Here is a 15,517-nt window from a genome sequence, read left to right as displayed (position 1 = left end):
GAACGCCGACGCAGCGCCTCCTACAAATGGTCAGGGGATGGGATCAGGCGAGCGCCGAGACGATCAGGCTGACGCCGATCATCACCAGCACCACAAAAGCGATGCGACGCATGGCCAGAGAGGAAAAGGGCAGCGGGAACCGGCGGCCCGTATAGGTGGCTATGGCAATGACTGGCATGGACCAGGCGGTCAGCCAAAGAATCTCGGCATTCATCTGTCCCTGCGAGGTGATAAACAGCGTACGCATGCCCGAAGTCACGGCAAACAGCAGGATCAGCAGATTGCGGATTCGCACCGGCTCGATGGGCTGACGGTAGCAGTGATAGATCAAGGGCGGACCGGCGATACCAAAGAGACCGCCCAGTAGCCCCGAAAGGCCACCGAACAAGGCAAAACTGCGTCGAGAGGAGAGCTGTTGCTGGCGACTAGGCTGAAACAGCAGGCTGGCACCGCCGTAGAGAATCACCAGGCCCAACAGCAGGCTGAGCAAGGTTGTGGCTCTGCCACTGAGATAGTCAAGCAGCAGCACCCCAAGCACAATCATGGGTACTATGCCCATGGCAGCAGCCCGAGCCGACGGCCAGTCAATGTGCTGCAGCCGCCCGGGTAGGGCCACCAGGGAATTCATCAACATCATCAGGCTGACCACCGCAGCAACCGACGCCACCGGGGCAATGCCGAGTCCGCTGGTTGCCCCCATGACGATCAAGCCCAGGCCGAAGCCGGTCACTGTCTGGAAGTAACCGGCCAGGGCAGCGATCAACAGGAACGCCAGCAGTGTCTCCACGGCCATGGATCAGGCACTCGCGATCTGGCGTGCGTTAGCTGCCTGGGCCTGTACCGTCGTCACAGCGATGACGTGATAGATATCTTCAACGCTACAGCCTCGCGACAGGTCGTTGGCCGGTTTCGCCAGCCCCTGGAGCAATGGCCCGATCGCCTCGGCCCCGCCGATTCGCTCGGCCAGCTTGTAGCCGATATTGCCGGCCTCGAGGTTGGGGAAGACCAGCACGTTGGCACGCCCCCTGACCTGCGACTCGGGTAGCTTGCGCTCTGAAATTTCGGCAACGATGGCGGCATCCAGCTGCACGTCCTCGTCGATGGCAAGCTCAGGACGCTCGGTCTTGACTCTCCGTGCCGCCTGCACCACCTTCTCCACGTTGCCGTGCTGGGCGCTGCCGCTGGTTGAGAACGACAGCATGGCGACCCTCGCCTCCTCGCCCAGCAGCGCCTCGGCGCTGTCCGCCGCCGCCATGGCAATTGCCGCCAGCTGATCGGCATCGGGGTCAATGACCAGCCCGCAGTCTGAGAAGATCATGCCGCCCTTGAGGTTGTGAAACGGCTTGCACAGCATCATCAAGAAGAAGCTGGAGACCAGCCGACTCCCCGGCGCCAGGCCAAGAACCTGGATAGCTGTCCGGACAACATCGGCGGTGGTGTTGACCGCGCCGGCCACGCTGCCATCGGCATACCCCTCACGCACCAGCAGGTTAGCGAAGCACAGCGGCTCTCGTACCGCGTCTTCGGCCTGCTCACGGGTCATCCCCTTGTGCCGGCGAAGCTCATACAGCGCCATGGCCAACGGCTCGCTGAGGGGTGAGTCGGCAGGATCGAGCAATTCAATACCGTTCAGGTCGAGCCCCTGGTCGGCTGCCATGGCCACCATGGCCTGACGCTTCCCCACTAGCAGGATGCGAGCAATACCTGCCCTGGCCGCCTTGACGGCCGCCTGGAGTACCCGCTCATCCTCCCCTTCACAGAGCACGATGTGCCTGGGGTCCCGACACGCCCGCTCCACTATCCGATTCAGTGCTTTCATATCGGCTACCTCGCTGGGTCGATGGATAACGCTGGAGAAAAAACCCCCGGCCAAGCCGGGGGAAGACCACTGCCACTCAACGGCTTAGCCGTTACGCTACGTTCTGGTGGATCACACGTAGTCCTGGTACTTCTCCAGCAGGCGCACCGGCTTCTTCAGCGCGTCGCGGCGGAACGGGTCGCCCAGCTCACGGGTACACATCACCTCGATCACACAGGTCTTGCCCTCGGTCATCTGCATCTCCACCGCCCGCTTCAGCGCCGGGCCCACGTCTTCGAGCTTATCCACGGTGATGCCCTCGGCCCCCATCGCCCGGCCGATCTCGGCAAAGCTCTGGTTGTCCAGCTCGCCCGCCACGAAGCGGCGGTTGTAGAACTCCACCTGGTTCTTCTTCTCCGCACCCCACTGGCGGTTGTGGAACACCACCGCGGTCACCGGGATGTTCTCGCGCACCGCCGTCATGGTCTCCATCAGGCTCATGCCCCAGGCGCCATCCCCCGCGTAGGCGATCGCCGGACGGTGCGGGGCCGCCGCCTTCGCACCGATGATGGTCGGCAGCGCATAGCCGCAGTTGCCGAAGCTCATCGGCGCAAAGAAGCTCCGCGGCTTCTCGAAGCGCAGGTAGCTGTGCGCCACGGCGTTGATGTTGCCGATGTCAGTGGAGACCATCACGTCCTCGGGCATCGCCTTCTCCAGCTCGCGCAGCACCTGACGCGGATGCAGGTACTCGCCGCCGGAGAACGGCGTCTCGCCCTGGGCCTCCTCGATGGCATCCAGGCTGAACGGGTCCTTCTCGTGGGTCCACTCGTCCAGCTCGCGCTCCCAGGCGGCCTTCTCGCTGGCGATCTGCTCGGCACGCTGGCCCTTGGTGGCGTCACAGGCCAGTTCGCGGCCGCCCAGGCGCTCGCTGAGCGCTTCCGCGGTGGCCTTGGCGTCGCCGCAGATGCCCACCGCGATCTTCTTCACCAGCCCCAGCATCTTGTGGTCGGCGTCGATCTGGATGATCTTGGCGTCCTTCGGCCAGTAGTCCAGGCCGTGCTGCGGCAGGGTGCCGAAGGGCCCCAGCCGGGTGCCCAGCGCCACCACCACATCGGCCTGGGCGATCAGCTTCATCCCCGCCTTGGAGCCCTGGTAGCCCAGCGGGCCGCACCACAGCGGATGGCTGGCCGGGAAGGAGTCGTTGTGCTGGTAGCTGTTGACCACCGGGGCGCCCAGCCGCTCGGCCAGCGCCTGGCAGGCCTCCACCCCGTCGGCCATCACCACCCCGCCACCGGAGACAATCACCGGAAACTTGGCGCCCGCCAGCAGCTCGGCGGCCTCGTCGAGGGTCTTGGTGCCGCCGGGACCGCGGTCCAGCCGCGAGGGCGCGGGGATCTCGCACTCGATCTCGCCGTAGAAGTAGTCGCGCGGGATATTCAGCTGGGTCGGGCCCATTTCGGACATCGCGCGATCGAAGCATCGCCCGGTGTACTCGGCCATACGGGCCGGATGGGTGACATGGCCCTGGTACTTGGTGAACTCCTGGAACATCGGCAGCTGGTGGCACTCCTGGAAACCGCCGAGGCCGATACCGGTGGTGCCCGCCTCGGGGGTGACGATCACCACCGGGCTGTGGGCCCAGTAGGCGGCAGCGATGCCGGTCACGCAGTTGGAGATGCCCGGGCCGTTCTGGCCGATGACCACCCCGTGACGGCCGGAAACTCGCGCATAGCCGTCGGCCATGTGGGCGGCGCCCTGCTCGTGCACCACCGGCACCAGGCGAATGCCGGCCGGGGCGAAGATATCCATGGCGTCCATGAACGCCGAGCCCATGATGCCGAACATATCGGTCACGCCGTTGGCCACCAGGGTTTCGACGAAGGCCTCGGACGGGGTCATGGTCTGCTTGCCCTGCACGACCGGGCGGGTATCGGGGGTAGTGTCGGTGCTCATGGGAGTCCTCCACGGCATGCGCCGTTTCAATATCATTTTTGTGGTACAAAAAGTTCCGATTAACGAAACTTGAATAGAATCTAGCCGTGACAGCAACCAACGTCAACGAAAATTTCAAAAAACGGGACAAATTGATTTTTTTTAAAGAACCCCTTACCTTGGCGCCAAAGGGAGACCACACCATGACCCGCCAAAAATCCGAGATTACCAAGCTCGACGGCGATACCCCGGCCCAGCGGCTTCTGGCGCTGCTAGAGGTAATTGCCGAGAAGGATCAGTTCTTTACCCTGCAGAGCCTGGTCGACGAGACCGGACTGCCCAAGCCCACCCTGCACCGCATGCTGCAGCAGCTCGAAGGCTCCGGCATGCTGCAGCGCGAGGCCGACAGCCGCCACTACAGCAGGGGCAACCGACTACGCCGGCTGGCCGAGAACCTGCTGCTCAACGACACCGTCCACGGCGCCCGCCATGCGGTGCTCAGCCAGCTGGTCGACGACATCGGCGAGAGCTGCAACATCACCGCCCTCTCGGGTGGCGAGGTGCTCTATCTCGACCGCGTCGAGACGTCTGAGGCGCTGCGTTTCTACCTGCACCCCGGCTCGAGAGTTCCAGTGCACTGCTCCGCGAGCGGCAAGCTGTTTCTGGCCCAGATGACCCCGGCCCAGCGGCGGCGGCTGCTCGGTGAAATCCCTCTCAAGCCGTTCACCCGCAATACCCTGACCGACCTCGCGGCGCTGGAGGACGAGATCGAAACAGTGCGCCAGAATGGCTACGCCTTCGATGACGAGGAGTTTCTGCCCGGGCTGATCTGCATCGCCGTGCTGGCGCCCAGCCCAAAAGGCAAGTCCAACCTGGGTATCGCCCTCCAGGCACCGATCATGCGAATGAACCGGGAGAAGGCCCTCGAGTGCCTTCCGGCCCTGCAGCGTGCCGCCAAAGCCATTGCCGCCATCGACCGCCAGGCCATGCCGCAGGATGACAGCCTGGCCGGGTCGGAGGCCTAAGCCGCATCCAACAACCGGCGGTCGATACTTGCGCAGCACTGGTACAGAAGTCGTTACAGCCGAACAGGCAAGCTGGCCGGTCAAGGACCAGCCAGTCACCTGCCAGGGCATCATCAACCTGCCGCGGAAGCCTCGTCACGACGCGCCGCGGTTCTTTGGCGCCAGCGCTTGAGATTACGAATGGTGATCAGAATCAGCGACACGACCGTCAGCGCCAGGAAGAAGATCGTGATCTCGTTGCGCAACAGGATCGAGTAGTCTCCGTTCGACATTTGCAGGGCGCGTCTCAGGTTATTCTCCAGCATCGGGCCCAGCACAAAGGCAATCAGGAAGGGGGCCGGCGGAATATTGGCCTTGAGCATCCCGAACCCCAGAATGCCGACCATGAACATCACCAGCACATCGAAGGGATTGCTGTTGACCGCATAGGCGCCGAATACGCAGAGCACCAGTACCACGGGGAAGAGCACGGTATTGGGGATATCGGCAATGCGGGCGAATACCCGGATACCTAACTTGCCCCACATCACCATGAACACCGAACTGAGCAGGATTCCGCAGAAGATGGCGTAGACGATGTCGATGTTGTCCTGGAACAGCAGCGGCCCCGGCGTCAGGCCGTGAATCATGAAGGCACCGAGAATCACGGCGGTGATGACATCACCTGGCACCCCAAGCGACAGCAGCGGGATCATGGTCGAGCCGCACACACCGTTGTTGCCGGCCTCCGAAGCCGCCACGCCTTCCAGCTCTCCCTTGCCGAAGTTGTCGCCGTTCTTGGAAGCCCGCTGCGCCGCACCGTAGGAGACAAACGCCGCCGGCGCGCCACCAATACCCGGAATAGCGCCCAGCACCACCCCGATGACGCTGCCGCGCATGATGCTACGCAGCGACCCTTTGAACTCTTGCCAGCTGACCCGCGCATTGGCTGCCTCGGCGATTCGCGTGGTAACTCGATAACGCTTGGTGAACTGATTGATGATCTCCGGCATGGCGAACAGGCCGATCAGGATGGGAATGAAATTGATCCCGGCGGTCAGTTCCACCTCACCAAAGGCGAAACGCGGTGTTCCGAAGATGATATCCAACCCTACGCTGGCCAGCAGCAGGCCCAAGGCCGCTGAGGCCAGCCCCTTCATCAAAGAGCTACCCGATACCCCGGCAATAATGGTCAGCGAAAAGCACATCAGGGCGAAGAACTCCGGCGGACCGAAGCGTAGCGCGAAGGCCGCGATGAACCCTGCCAGAAAGATAAGCGCCAGGTTGGAGATAAAGTCAGCGCAGGCAGAGGAGTAGAGGGCCATGTTGAGGGCCTTGCCCGCCTTGCCCTGGCGGGCCAGCGGATAGCCATCCATCACGGTACAGGCTCCGCCAGGGGTGCCCGGCGTCTTGATCAGAATTGCAGGAATCGAACCACCATAGACCGCGCCCTTGTAGACGCCCACCAGCAGCAGGATGCCAGTCACCGGCGGCAGAGAAAAGGTAAAGGGAAGCACCAAGGCAACGGCCATGGTACCAGTCAGGCCGGGGATAGCACCGAACACGATCCCCGCCAGCACACCGATCAATATCGCCAGTATATTACCCCAGCTCAGAAAGAGCTCGAGGCCTTGAGAAAAGTTGTCGATTATCATGAATACGTCCTTCTGCGCCCAGGCCAGGCAACAGTATTCTCAAATAGTGGTGAACCGTAGTGGTCCGCTCAGAAAAGTGCGCGGAACACCGTTCTGGCCAGCGGATCGGGAATGGGAATTCCCGCCACATAGACGAAAAATAGATAGAGGACCACCGGCAGCAGCAGCGCCACGGGTATCAGGATCTGCCAACGACGTTCGCCGTAGGCATAGCCCAGCAGCACGATCCCCAGGGTAGAGGCAACGACCATTCCCACCCGGGTCATTGCCCAGTAGTAGCCAGAAAGCAGAACGAAGCCGACAACCAGCCCAACTATGGCACTGGCCAAGGGGCGCGGTTCGTCACCTTCATCACCGCCATCTGGCGAGCCAAGGCCTTTCTCGAACCAGGCCATCGCGGTCAGTACCAGCCCTGACATCACCAGAATCGAGGTGGCAATCAGCGGCCAGAAGCGCGGCGAAAGCTGACCCTCTCGTAATCGGCTAGGCTGGGGTATACCTTCGGGAATCAAAAAGATAAGAAGCAGGAAAGCAAGGGCCAAAACGAACAGGCCGATACCGACTTCCTTGAGTCTCATGGTCATGGAAACACCCGCCCTTGATAGCAGGCTCGGATCGAGGAATAGCCGAGCAGAATGAACGTCACAGGGGGCTGCCCGGCAGCCCCCTCAAGACACCGGAACGCGATGCTCAGTTGGCGAGATCCAGACGCTCGACGATATCGCGTATGACGGCAACCTGATTGCCTACAAATTCCTTCGTCTCATCGGGAGACATGATGCTGGGAATTGCACCTAAACGAATCACAGCGGCGTTCCAGCTTTCGGAATCCCTCAACTGCGTCAAGGCCTCGGACCAGGCCTCGACGATGTCACCGTTGAGGTCGGGCGGGCCTACCAGCGCACTCCAACCGATGCCGGCTTCCATGCTGTCGTAGCCCAGCTCGGTGAAAGAGGGAACATCCGGAAGGTCGTCGACACGGCTCGGTGTCGTCACGCCTAGCGCCTTGACGGTTCCGGAGTTGATCTGGCCCAGTGCCGGGGAGAGGTTGACACAGGTGAAGTCCACATGACCGCCTACCACCGACGAGACCACTTCACCGTCACCTTCATAGGGGACGTGGTTGGCGGTCTCGGGATCGATGCCCTGACTGTCGAGCAGCAGGGAAACTACCAGATGATTGCCGGTGCCGAACCCCGAGGTCGAATAGCTGTACTCACCGGGATTGGCTGCGACTCCATCACGCCACTCGTCCAGACTGTCGTAGGGTGAGTCTTCGGGTACGATGCAGACGAAGGCATCGAGAGACAGCATGCCCAGATAGGTAAAGTCATCCCACTCATAGGGGGCATCGGGGTTCAAGGCCGGCCCGGTCGCATGGGACCCATAGCGGGCCAACAGCAGCGTCTCACCGTCCGGTGCAGCGTTACGAACGAAATTCGAACCCACTACGCCAGCTGCACCGGTACGGTTCACCACCAGCACATTGGCCCCGACGTAGTCGGGGATGGATGATGCCATAGTGCGGGCAGCCAGATCCGAGGATCCGCCTGGGCCGTAGGGGGCCACTACGGTAATCGGGCCATCTGGGTAGTCAGCCAATGCCGCGAAGGAGGTCATCGACATGGCAGATGCAATGGCGAGGGAGAGAGACTTCGAGGAGAGCTTCATTCTGATTCACCTGATTCTGTTGGCATTGTTGTCACTGTCGTCAACGAGACGAAGGCCATGCCATCAAGCCCCTTCATCCGCTGACTTAACCTGACGCTACTCGCCAGCTGAAAGGGGCAATAGAACCAGTCATGACCTGTGGGTAAGGCCAGTTGGCGACTATTGCCGACAGGCAGAAACTCTCCGCTCGGTCAAAATCTCACCGTTTCAGGGCCTCATCGTAGACGACACCCTTGCCGCCCAACGCCCCAGGCCCAATCTCTACCGCGCCGGGCGGGGCCTGCTGCGGCGGCAACGTAACCCGTTCTTTCCTGGGAGCCTTGACTAGCCTAGAGTGGAAGCATGTTTCGTCCATATGCAGGAGGCAGGCCCATGACGGCGCAAGACCGACCCAAGGCGGTAGCAGGACCCCAGCGACGCGCCCAGCTCTCGCTGTTCGCACGCAACTTTTTCAAGCACCCCAAGATGCTCGGCTCGATCATTCCCAGCTCCCCCTTCCTGGTCAGGCGCCTGCTGGATCAGATCGACTGGGAGAATGCCCGAGTGGTCGTGGAGTTCGGCCCCGGTGTCGGCACTATCACCCGAGAGCTGCTACGCCGCATGCCGCCGGATTCGACGCTGCTGGTGCTGGAGACCAACCAGGACTTCGTCGATTTTCTCGAGCAGTCGATTCCCGACCCGCGCCTGCAGGTGATCAACGGTTCGGCTGAGAACGTTCAGGCCGAACTGGAGCGCCTGGGCCTGCCGCCCGCCGACTATGTCCTGGCGGGCATTCCCTTCAGCACCATGCCGGCGGAGATTCGCGAGCGGATCCTGACGGGCACCGCCGGTGCCCTCTCGCCCAGTGGCTCCATGCTGATCTACCAGTTCTCCTCACGGGTGCTGACCGACCTGCGCCGGGTCTTCTCCGCCGTGGAGACCGACTTCGAGCTGCTCAACATCCTGCCCGCCCGGCTCTACTACTGCCGTCCCTGACGCGCCCCAGCGCCCCTGCCCGGTTTGACTCGGCCGCCGCGACCAGCATATCCCGCTGGCCCGCGGCGGCCGTTGCGCCTATCCTCAGTGGCTTGAATCCTTACACTGCAAGAAATAGGGAGAGAAAGATGTCCGGCCTGCTACCCGATGTCGACCCCGATGGGCTACTGGAATACTCGGTGGTCTACACCGACCGCTCGCTGAACCACATGTCCCAGCGCTTTCAGGGCGTGATGCGCGATATCTCCGCCACGCTCAAGCGGGTCTATCACGCCCATAGCGCGGTGATCGTGCCCGGCAGCGGCACCTTCGGGATGGAGGCCGTGGCCCGCCAGTTCGCCGCCGGCAAACGCTGCCTGGTGGTGCGCAACGGCCAGTTCAGCTACCGCTGGAGCCAGATCCTCGAGATGGGTGACATCCCGGCCTCGGTCTCGGTGCTCAAGGCTCGTCGCCTGGACCCGGCCGATCTGCAGTCCCCCTTCGCCCCGGCTCCCATCGAGGAGGTCGAGCAGGCCATCCGCGAGCAGCGCCCCGAGGTGGTCTTCGCCCCCCACGTGGAGACGTCGGCGGGTATCATCCTGCCCGAGGACTACCTCAAGCGTCTCGCCACCGCCGTCCACGCGGTGGGCGGGCTCTTCGTGCTCGACTGCATCGCCTCCGGCACCCTGTGGGTGGACATGCAGGCCACCGGCGTCGACATCCTGGTAAGCGCCCCTCAGAAAGGCTGGAGCGGCCTGCCCTGCTGCGGCATGGTGATGCTCTCCGAGCTGGCGCGTGAGCGCATCGAGGCCACCACCAGCAGCAGCTTCGCCTGCGACCTCAAGAAGTGGCTCGGCATCATGGAGACCTATGAGGCCGGCGGCCACGCCTACCACGCCACCATGCCCACCGACGGGTTGGCTCGGCTGCGCGATATCATGGCCGAGACCGATGCCTATGGCTTCGACAAGGTGCGCGAAGAGCAGCTGGCCCTGGGCGAGGGGGTGCGCGCCCTGCTGGCCGAATACGGCTATCGCAGCGTGGCCGCGCCCGGCTTCGAGGCACCGGGGGTGGTAGTGTGCTACACCGACGATCCCGGCATCGCCGGCAAGTTCGCCGCGGCCGGCGTACAGATCGCCGCCGGCGTGCCGCTGATGTGCGATGAAGGCGACGACTACCGGGCTTTCCGCATCGGCCTGTTCGGCCTCGACAAGCTGCACCATCGCCAGCGCAGCCTGGCCAATCTGGAAGCCGCCCTCGCACAGATCGGCTGAGGCCAGCCCAAAGCGCAGCGGGGCGGCCCTTGTGCCGCCCCGCTGCGCTCACGTAGCCGGCTGGCTCAGTAGCCGCCCACGCCCCGCGGCACCAGCCCGACATTATTCTCCACCGACTTCACCCCCGGGGTGTTCTCGACGGCTACCTGCACGGCCATCCGCTCGTCCTGATTCTCCACCAGGCCCCAGACCTGTACCGCGCCATCGGCAACGATGACGTTGATCCGATCGACCCAGACGCCGGTATTGTCGTCGATTTCCTTGAGGATGGCGTCGCGAATCTCACGATCGTCGGCGCTGACCGACGGCTCGGCGTTCGCTTCGCTAGCGGAGAAGCCGCGCAGCAGGTTGGCACGACTGACGATGCCCACCAGGCGACCGTCACGCACCACCGGGACCCGCTTGATATGGCGTTTCTCCAGCAGCTTGGCGATCTGGCGCAGCGAGGCGTCCTCGGCGATGGTCACCGGGTCGCGGGTCATGATCTCGTGGGCCTTGCGCGCATGGGTCTTGACGTATTCGCCCGCGTTGTTGCCTTCGAACAACTGCAGCCACCAGGAACGGCGCCGCTGGGTGCCGGTCTCGACCCGGCGCATCAGATCCCCTTCGCTGACGATCCCGACCACCTTCTGGTCATCGTCCACCACCGGCAGTGCGCTGATGTTATTATCGAGCAATAGGCGGGCAATCTCCTGGACGTCCGCCTCGGGGGACACGGTGATGACGTTGGGCGTCATGACATCGGCAGCTTGCATGGTGGCTTCTCCAGCGTTGGGTCGTCAGATCAAGGGATAATCTAGTTTGACTCTAGCCCGGGTCGGCGACTCTCTCAATCCGGGCCAAGGCATTCCAGCGTAGCAAGGTATCAACGATGGATCCTTGACATACAACAACATGGACGGCCTCAGGCGCTGAAATGGCGGTGAAGATAGGCCTTTATTGCCTCGGGACCATAGAGCCACTCGTCGCCTCCCGGGCGGGCGATGCGCAGGCAGGGCGCTTCCAGCCTGCCGCCCTGCTTCTCCAGGGTCTGGCGATGATCGTAATCGAGCTGGGCATCACGCACCTCGATGGTCAGCCCCAGGCGAATGATCTCGCGACGCACCTGAATGGATTCCGGGGAGCCGCGGAAGTGGTAGAGCGCAAGCCCTTCACACTCGCGGTCGACCCGGGCCTGCTCGTCGGGTGGGCGAGTCACCTGCGGCGAGGGACCGAGCCTTGTGGCCAGCCACTCCAGCGGTGCCAGCAACTTCTTGAGCGGTGAGCGCATCGCGTCTCTCCTCCTGGTCGTCGGCGCCTTCCTGATAGACCCGTTCGACATCGACGATCCGCGAACGGCTCATGACGATCTTCCACCGCTGCAGCGTCGGCTCGGCGCTGCCCCCCTCCTCGCGAATCACCAGGTTGAAGAGGTGGCGCTTTTCCACCGACTCCCGTGAGACCTGGCCATCCTTGAGCCGATAGACATGGTGCTTGCCCTTGTCCATCAGACGCGCCAACAGCGACAGGTCCAGCGACAGCGTCTCGCGGGTCTTCTCGTAGCCGCTGAGGAAGCGTGTCGGCGACATCCGCGAACTCGACCGATAGTGCAGCACCACTTCCTCACGCTGGGCGACGTTGCGCTTGCGCACCCGCTGGATCTCCTCGTCGAGCCGGGCGAAACGCTTATAGTCGAACCACTCCAGCTGGCGACCCACCAGGGCATTGCTGGTGGCGTCCAGGTACTGGCGTCGCCACTTGGGGCGCCCACGACGCAGCCAGCGCCACAGGGTGTTGCGCAGATCGTCCTTGAACACCTCGCGCATGGCGTAAAGCACCGCCATGGCCAGCACGAACAGCGCGGTGATATCGCCCAGGGTGTCACGGGCATGCAGCAATCCCAGCGACACGAAGATCATCACCACCGCCGTGGCCAGCCCCTTGACCGCCTTCTGCTCGCCGCTGCCGAGCTCCTGGCTCTGCTGCTTGAGGGTCACCGGGTACTCGATCAGGCGGCGCAGCAGCCGCATCTTGTTGGACATCCGCGTGGGGTCGCGGGTGACCCGGGCCGAATTGTACTCGGCTCGCTCGCGATGCTCGCTCTCGGCCTGACAGATCGCCAGCAGGCGGTTGCGAATGGCCCGATAGCCCTTGCCTCGGGGCAAATGCGCCACCAGTGCCAGCAGGCGTTGCTCGGTGAACCAGGAGAGGTAGTTGTCGATGTTGGCGTAGTACTTATGCAGGCTCTCCTCGCTAGGCCGGTGGCGCCGCAGGCGCCTGAGGATACTCTGGGCCAGCTCGCACAGCTCCTCAAGCTGCGCATTGAAGCGCTCGGCCTGCTCCGCCAGACGCGCCTGGTCGGCGCGGCGTGCCTCGGCTCGCCCCGACTCGGCCGCGGCCTGGGCTTCGGCCTTCTCGACGGCCTCCTCGGCGGTGTGCAGCAGCTCCTGGGTCGCCCGCTCCAGCGCCACCGCGTACTGGTAGGCGTAGAGGCTCAGGCTCAGGCGGTACTGCTCGGTGCTGAGCTTGCCGCGGCTGGCCAGGCGGCTGAGCACCAGCGGCAGGTGGTGCTTGTCGCTGTAGTAGGTCCGCTTGACATGAATGGCCCCGTGATAGAAAGCGTCTTCCGAGATCACATGGTCGTTGAGCCCCAGCTCGCCGGGCACGAACAGGAAGACATCCAGGCGGTGGGAGGTCTCCTCCTTGAGCACCCGGGAGATCCTGAGGTGGAAGCCATCGCGACGCTCGACGCGGATCACGTCGGCGACGCTCCATCGGGTGAGGCGCCACGCACGCTGGTGTCACCATGCGGGTCGGCCACCCCCGCCTCGCCCGTCTCGCGGCCCTTGGCATCGCGCTGCCGCGCCTGCTCGTCGCCCTCCAGGCTGTTGGCGCCACGTCCCTCCATGCTGATGCTCAGTCGCGGCATGTCCAGATCGATCTCCTGGGCCTCCATGCGCTGTTTGAGCAGCAGGTTGAAGGCGCGCGCCACGTCCCACTGCATCTCCGGGGCGGTGCGAAAGCGCATGCGCAGGATCGGGCAGCCATCCTCGAAGGCCTGGATACCCTGCATCTCCAGCGGCGACCAGATATGGTGGCGCATCATCGGATCCTGGCGCAGCTCCAGCGCCGTCTCCTGCATCAGGGTGATGGCATCATCGATCTTCATGGTATGGGGAATGCGCAGGCGCATCAGGGCGATACCGAACTGCCGCGACATGTTGTGGATGGACTCGATCCGGCTGAAGGTGATGATATGCACCACGGCGTCCAGGTCACGCAGCCGCACGGTGCGCAGCGTCAGTCCCTCGACGGTGCCGATGTGGCCGTTGATCTGCACGAAGTCGTCCACCGCCAGGGAGTCCTCGATGATGATGAAGATACCGGTGATCAGATCCTGCACCAGGGTCTGGGCGCCGAAGCCCAGCGCCAGGCCGATGACGCCGGCACCGGCCAGCAGCGGCGTGACGTTCACCCCCAGGTTGGCCAGGCCGACGATACCGGCGATCACCACGATGGTGGCGAAGATCACGTTGCGAATCATCGGCGTGATGGTCTGGGCCCGCGCCTTATTGACCCGCCGCCCGCGCGAGCGCCCCGACGAGATCAGCGCCCGCTGAATGGCGGTGTCGGCGAAGATCCATGCCAGCCAGGCCAGCAGCACGGTGAAGCCCAGCGCCAGCAGCGCCTGGCCGATGCGCGCGCCGGCCACCCCGGCCTGGCCGATCCCGAACAGCGAGCCGCCCCACACCTGCAGCGACAGCTCCGCGAAGACGATCCAGGTCAGCATATGCGAGAGCGCGTAGCCGAAGCGCTCCAGCCGACGGCGATAGTCGCTGAGTCGACGCCGCTTGCTGCGACGCTCGCCGTGGCGACGAATCAAGCCGGTGATCACCAGCGTCAGCACCAGCAGTGCGGCGGTCACGATCGAGCGGGCCAGCGCCGTTCCCACATCGCCCACGGTCACGAAGATCGCCAGCAGCGAGCCCCCCACCACCAGCAGCGCCGGCACATGCCAGAGCCCACCGATGATCCGCGCGAGATCGGGCCCGGAACCGCCTTCCCGGCGCACCCGCCAGGGGCGGTTACGAATCAGGTGCTTGATCGGTCGCTTGAACTTGAGGATAAAGCGCACGCTGAGCAGCGCCGCCAGCATATTGGCCAGCACCGAGCCCAGCGCCGCCAGATCGTCGCCGATCATCACCGAAAGCCGCTCGGAATTGAGCGCATCGCCGAGTGCGATCAGCGCCCCGATCACGAACAGCAGGCGCAACCCCTGCTGCTGCAGGATCTTGACCGCGCAGAAGCGGTGGCCACGGGTGAACACCGAGACCACGCACTCCACCACCACCGACAGCGCCCGACCGCACAGCGACACATAGGCGATCACCAGCGCCATGGCACGCCCCGGGCTGTGAGGGAGCAGCTGCGCCAGGCCCAGCACCAGCACGAAGGCCAGCGCCCAGGGCAGCATGCGCCGCAGGAAATGCAGCGCCAGCAGCCAGCCCCGCGGGTCCCGGGGCAGGTCCAGCGGCATCCGCCGGCGCAGAAACAGCAGCCGTCCCAGGGCGATCAGAATCACCAGCAGCCCCGCCCAGATGCCCAGCAGCACCGCGCTGTCGATGACCACGTGCATCAGCTGGGTGGTGCCGGTCTCCACCATCAGGTCGCTGAGATCCGACCAGCCCTGTTCGAGCTGCCGCTGCCAGTCATCGATGGGCGATTCCCCGGCCTCGGCCTGCTCCCCCAGGTCGCTGAGGGTCTCCGCCAGCGCCCCCAGCAGCCCCTGGCGGGGGGCGATACCGACCTCACCGGTGCTCTCGGCATGCACCCGCTGCAGGTCACGCAGACTCTCGAGCAGCGCGCCGCGCTGCTCGGCGTCCTCCAGGGTCTCGATCACCTCCTCCAGGGACTGCTGGAACGCCCTGGGATCGTGCTCCGGGCCTTCGGCTTCGGCGCCCAGGCCGGTGAGCGGCAGCGTCTGGGCGGCTGACGGAGCCGCGGCCATCAGCAGCACCGCCGCCATCACGCACAGCAGCCACATCCACAGGCCGGCTGGTCGCCGGTCCGGTGTCAGCGCCTGCAGGAAATCAGCTGGCATCGCCTCTCCATCCCTCCATTGATCGTCGCCTCTGGTCGCGGTGATTCTGCGGAGCGGCACGGCGTCTGCCGCCCTCTCACCATGCTGCCTGCCGAGCCGGGACAACGCTATGGTAGGCTGACAGGCGATCGCCGCTCGAATCGCACAGG

The 15,517-nt window shown here is 64.1% G+C and carries 13 protein-coding genes; 3 read left to right on the top strand and 10 right to left on the bottom strand.

The window, feature by feature from the left end:
* Positions 1–43 precede the first annotated feature (43 nt).
* From ACZIYR_RS04995 to xsc, 3 genes are all read right to left on the bottom strand, one after another.
* Positions 44–793, bottom strand: coding sequence for a TSUP family transporter (locus ACZIYR_RS04995; RefSeq protein WP_483528429.1), 750 nt, complete (start codon positions 791–793; stop codon positions 44–46).
* A gap of 3 nt (positions 794–796) precedes the next feature.
* Complete coding sequence (gene pta, locus ACZIYR_RS04990; protein WP_483528428.1) at positions 797–1,819, bottom strand: phosphate acetyltransferase; 1,023 nt, start codon at positions 1,817–1,819, stop codon at positions 797–799.
* A 111-nt stretch (positions 1,820–1,930) separates the two neighbouring features.
* Positions 1,931–3,751 carry a sulfoacetaldehyde acetyltransferase gene (gene xsc, locus ACZIYR_RS04985; RefSeq protein WP_483528427.1) on the bottom strand — a complete coding sequence of 607 codons (1,821 nt, stop codon included), beginning with the start codon at positions 3,749–3,751 and terminating at the stop codon, positions 1,931–1,933.
* 182 nt (positions 3,752–3,933) lie between these two features.
* Here xsc and ACZIYR_RS04980 point away from each other — a divergent pair, with 182 nt between their 5' ends.
* Positions 3,934–4,755 (top strand): IclR family transcriptional regulator, encoded by an 822-nt coding sequence (locus ACZIYR_RS04980; RefSeq protein ID WP_483528426.1) that lies wholly within the window; start codon positions 3,934–3,936, stop codon positions 4,753–4,755.
* A 113-nt stretch (positions 4,756–4,868) separates the two neighbouring features.
* On the opposite strand, the gene ACZIYR_RS04975 is transcribed toward ACZIYR_RS04980, so the two are convergent.
* From ACZIYR_RS04975 to ACZIYR_RS04965, 3 genes are all read right to left on the bottom strand, one after another.
* On the bottom strand, positions 4,869–6,389 hold the full coding sequence (locus ACZIYR_RS04975; RefSeq protein WP_483528425.1) for a tripartite tricarboxylate transporter permease: 1,521 nt from the start codon (positions 6,387–6,389) through the stop codon (positions 4,869–4,871).
* A 68-nt stretch (positions 6,390–6,457) separates the two neighbouring features.
* The gene (locus tag ACZIYR_RS04970) at positions 6,458–6,973 is read right to left on the bottom strand and encodes a tripartite tricarboxylate transporter TctB family protein (protein ID WP_483528424.1); all 516 of its coding nucleotides are present in this window, start codon (positions 6,971–6,973) and stop codon (positions 6,458–6,460) included.
* A 106-nt stretch (positions 6,974–7,079) separates the two neighbouring features.
* Positions 7,080–8,060 carry a Bug family tripartite tricarboxylate transporter substrate binding protein gene (locus ACZIYR_RS04965; protein WP_483528423.1) on the bottom strand — a complete coding sequence of 327 codons (981 nt, stop codon included), beginning with the start codon at positions 8,058–8,060 and terminating at the stop codon, positions 7,080–7,082.
* 372 nt (positions 8,061–8,432) lie between these two features.
* Between ACZIYR_RS04965 and ACZIYR_RS04960 the strand changes: the two genes are divergently transcribed.
* Together ACZIYR_RS04960 and ACZIYR_RS04955 are read left to right on the top strand one after the other, a co-directional pair.
* On the top strand, positions 8,433–9,035 hold the full coding sequence (locus ACZIYR_RS04960) for a class I SAM-dependent methyltransferase (RefSeq protein WP_483528422.1): 603 nt from the start codon (positions 8,433–8,435) through the stop codon (positions 9,033–9,035).
* A 128-nt stretch (positions 9,036–9,163) separates the two neighbouring features.
* Positions 9,164–10,288 carry an aminotransferase class V-fold PLP-dependent enzyme gene (locus ACZIYR_RS04955; RefSeq protein WP_483528421.1) on the top strand — a complete coding sequence of 375 codons (1,125 nt, stop codon included), beginning with the start codon at positions 9,164–9,166 and terminating at the stop codon, positions 10,286–10,288.
* A 65-nt stretch (positions 10,289–10,353) separates the two neighbouring features.
* Here ACZIYR_RS04955 and ACZIYR_RS04950 read toward each other — a convergent pair whose 3' ends face one another.
* From ACZIYR_RS04950 to ACZIYR_RS04935, 4 genes are all read right to left on the bottom strand, one after another.
* On the bottom strand, positions 10,354–11,043 hold the full coding sequence (locus ACZIYR_RS04950) for a CBS domain-containing protein (RefSeq protein ID WP_473032681.1): 690 nt from the start codon (positions 11,041–11,043) through the stop codon (positions 10,354–10,356).
* A 149-nt stretch (positions 11,044–11,192) separates the two neighbouring features.
* Positions 11,193–11,486, bottom strand: coding sequence for a glutathione S-transferase N-terminal domain-containing protein (locus ACZIYR_RS04945; RefSeq protein ID WP_483528420.1), 294 nt, complete (start codon positions 11,484–11,486; stop codon positions 11,193–11,195).
* A complete protein-coding gene (locus ACZIYR_RS04940) occupies positions 11,440–13,026 on the bottom strand; it encodes a hypothetical protein (protein ID WP_483528419.1) in 1,587 nt (528 codons plus the stop codon). Before ACZIYR_RS04940 ends, ACZIYR_RS04945 begins: the two co-directional genes overlap by 47 nt.
* The gene (locus ACZIYR_RS04935) at positions 13,023–15,368 is read right to left on the bottom strand and encodes a mechanosensitive ion channel domain-containing protein (RefSeq protein WP_483528418.1); all 2,346 of its coding nucleotides are present in this window, start codon (positions 15,366–15,368) and stop codon (positions 13,023–13,025) included. Before ACZIYR_RS04935 ends, ACZIYR_RS04940 begins: the two co-directional genes overlap by 4 nt.
* Positions 15,369–15,517: the final 149 nt, after the last annotated feature.

The organism is Billgrantia sp. NRB1, assembly GCF_056921725.1.
Note: the sequence above shows the minus strand (reverse complement) of the source record. Positions and strands in the feature narration are given on the sequence as shown.

What these genes read in the sequence shown, in the direction of transcription:
- ACZIYR_RS04970 (WP_483528424.1), bottom strand. Translation starts at nt 6,973, where the DNA reads ATGACCATGAGACTCAAGGAAGTCGGTATCGGCCTGTTCGTTTTGGCC.
- ACZIYR_RS04950 (WP_473032681.1), bottom strand. Translation starts at nt 11,043, where the DNA reads ATGCAAGCTGCCGATGTCATGACGCCCAACGTCATCACCGTGTCCCCC.
- ACZIYR_RS04965 (WP_483528423.1), bottom strand. Translation starts at nt 8,060, where the DNA reads ATGAAGCTCTCCTCGAAGTCTCTCTCCCTCGCCATTGCATCTGCCATG.
- xsc (WP_483528427.1), bottom strand. Translation starts at nt 3,751, where the DNA reads ATGAGCACCGACACTACCCCCGATACCCGCCCGGTCGTGCAGGGCAAG.
- pta (WP_483528428.1), bottom strand. Translation starts at nt 1,819, where the DNA reads ATGAAAGCACTGAATCGGATAGTGGAGCGGGCGTGTCGGGACCCCAGG.
- ACZIYR_RS04980 (WP_483528426.1), top strand. Translation starts at nt 3,934, where the DNA reads ATGACCCGCCAAAAATCCGAGATTACCAAGCTCGACGGCGATACCCCG.
- ACZIYR_RS04975 (WP_483528425.1), bottom strand. Translation starts at nt 6,389, where the DNA reads ATGATAATCGACAACTTTTCTCAAGGCCTCGAGCTCTTTCTGAGCTGG.
- ACZIYR_RS04960 (WP_483528422.1), top strand. Translation starts at nt 8,433, where the DNA reads ATGACGGCGCAAGACCGACCCAAGGCGGTAGCAGGACCCCAGCGACGC.
- ACZIYR_RS04955 (WP_483528421.1), top strand. Translation starts at nt 9,164, where the DNA reads ATGTCCGGCCTGCTACCCGATGTCGACCCCGATGGGCTACTGGAATAC.
- ACZIYR_RS04995 (WP_483528429.1), bottom strand. Translation starts at nt 793, where the DNA reads ATGGCCGTGGAGACACTGCTGGCGTTCCTGTTGATCGCTGCCCTGGCC.
- ACZIYR_RS04935 (WP_483528418.1), bottom strand. Translation starts at nt 15,368, where the DNA reads ATGCCAGCTGATTTCCTGCAGGCGCTGACACCGGACCGGCGACCAGCC.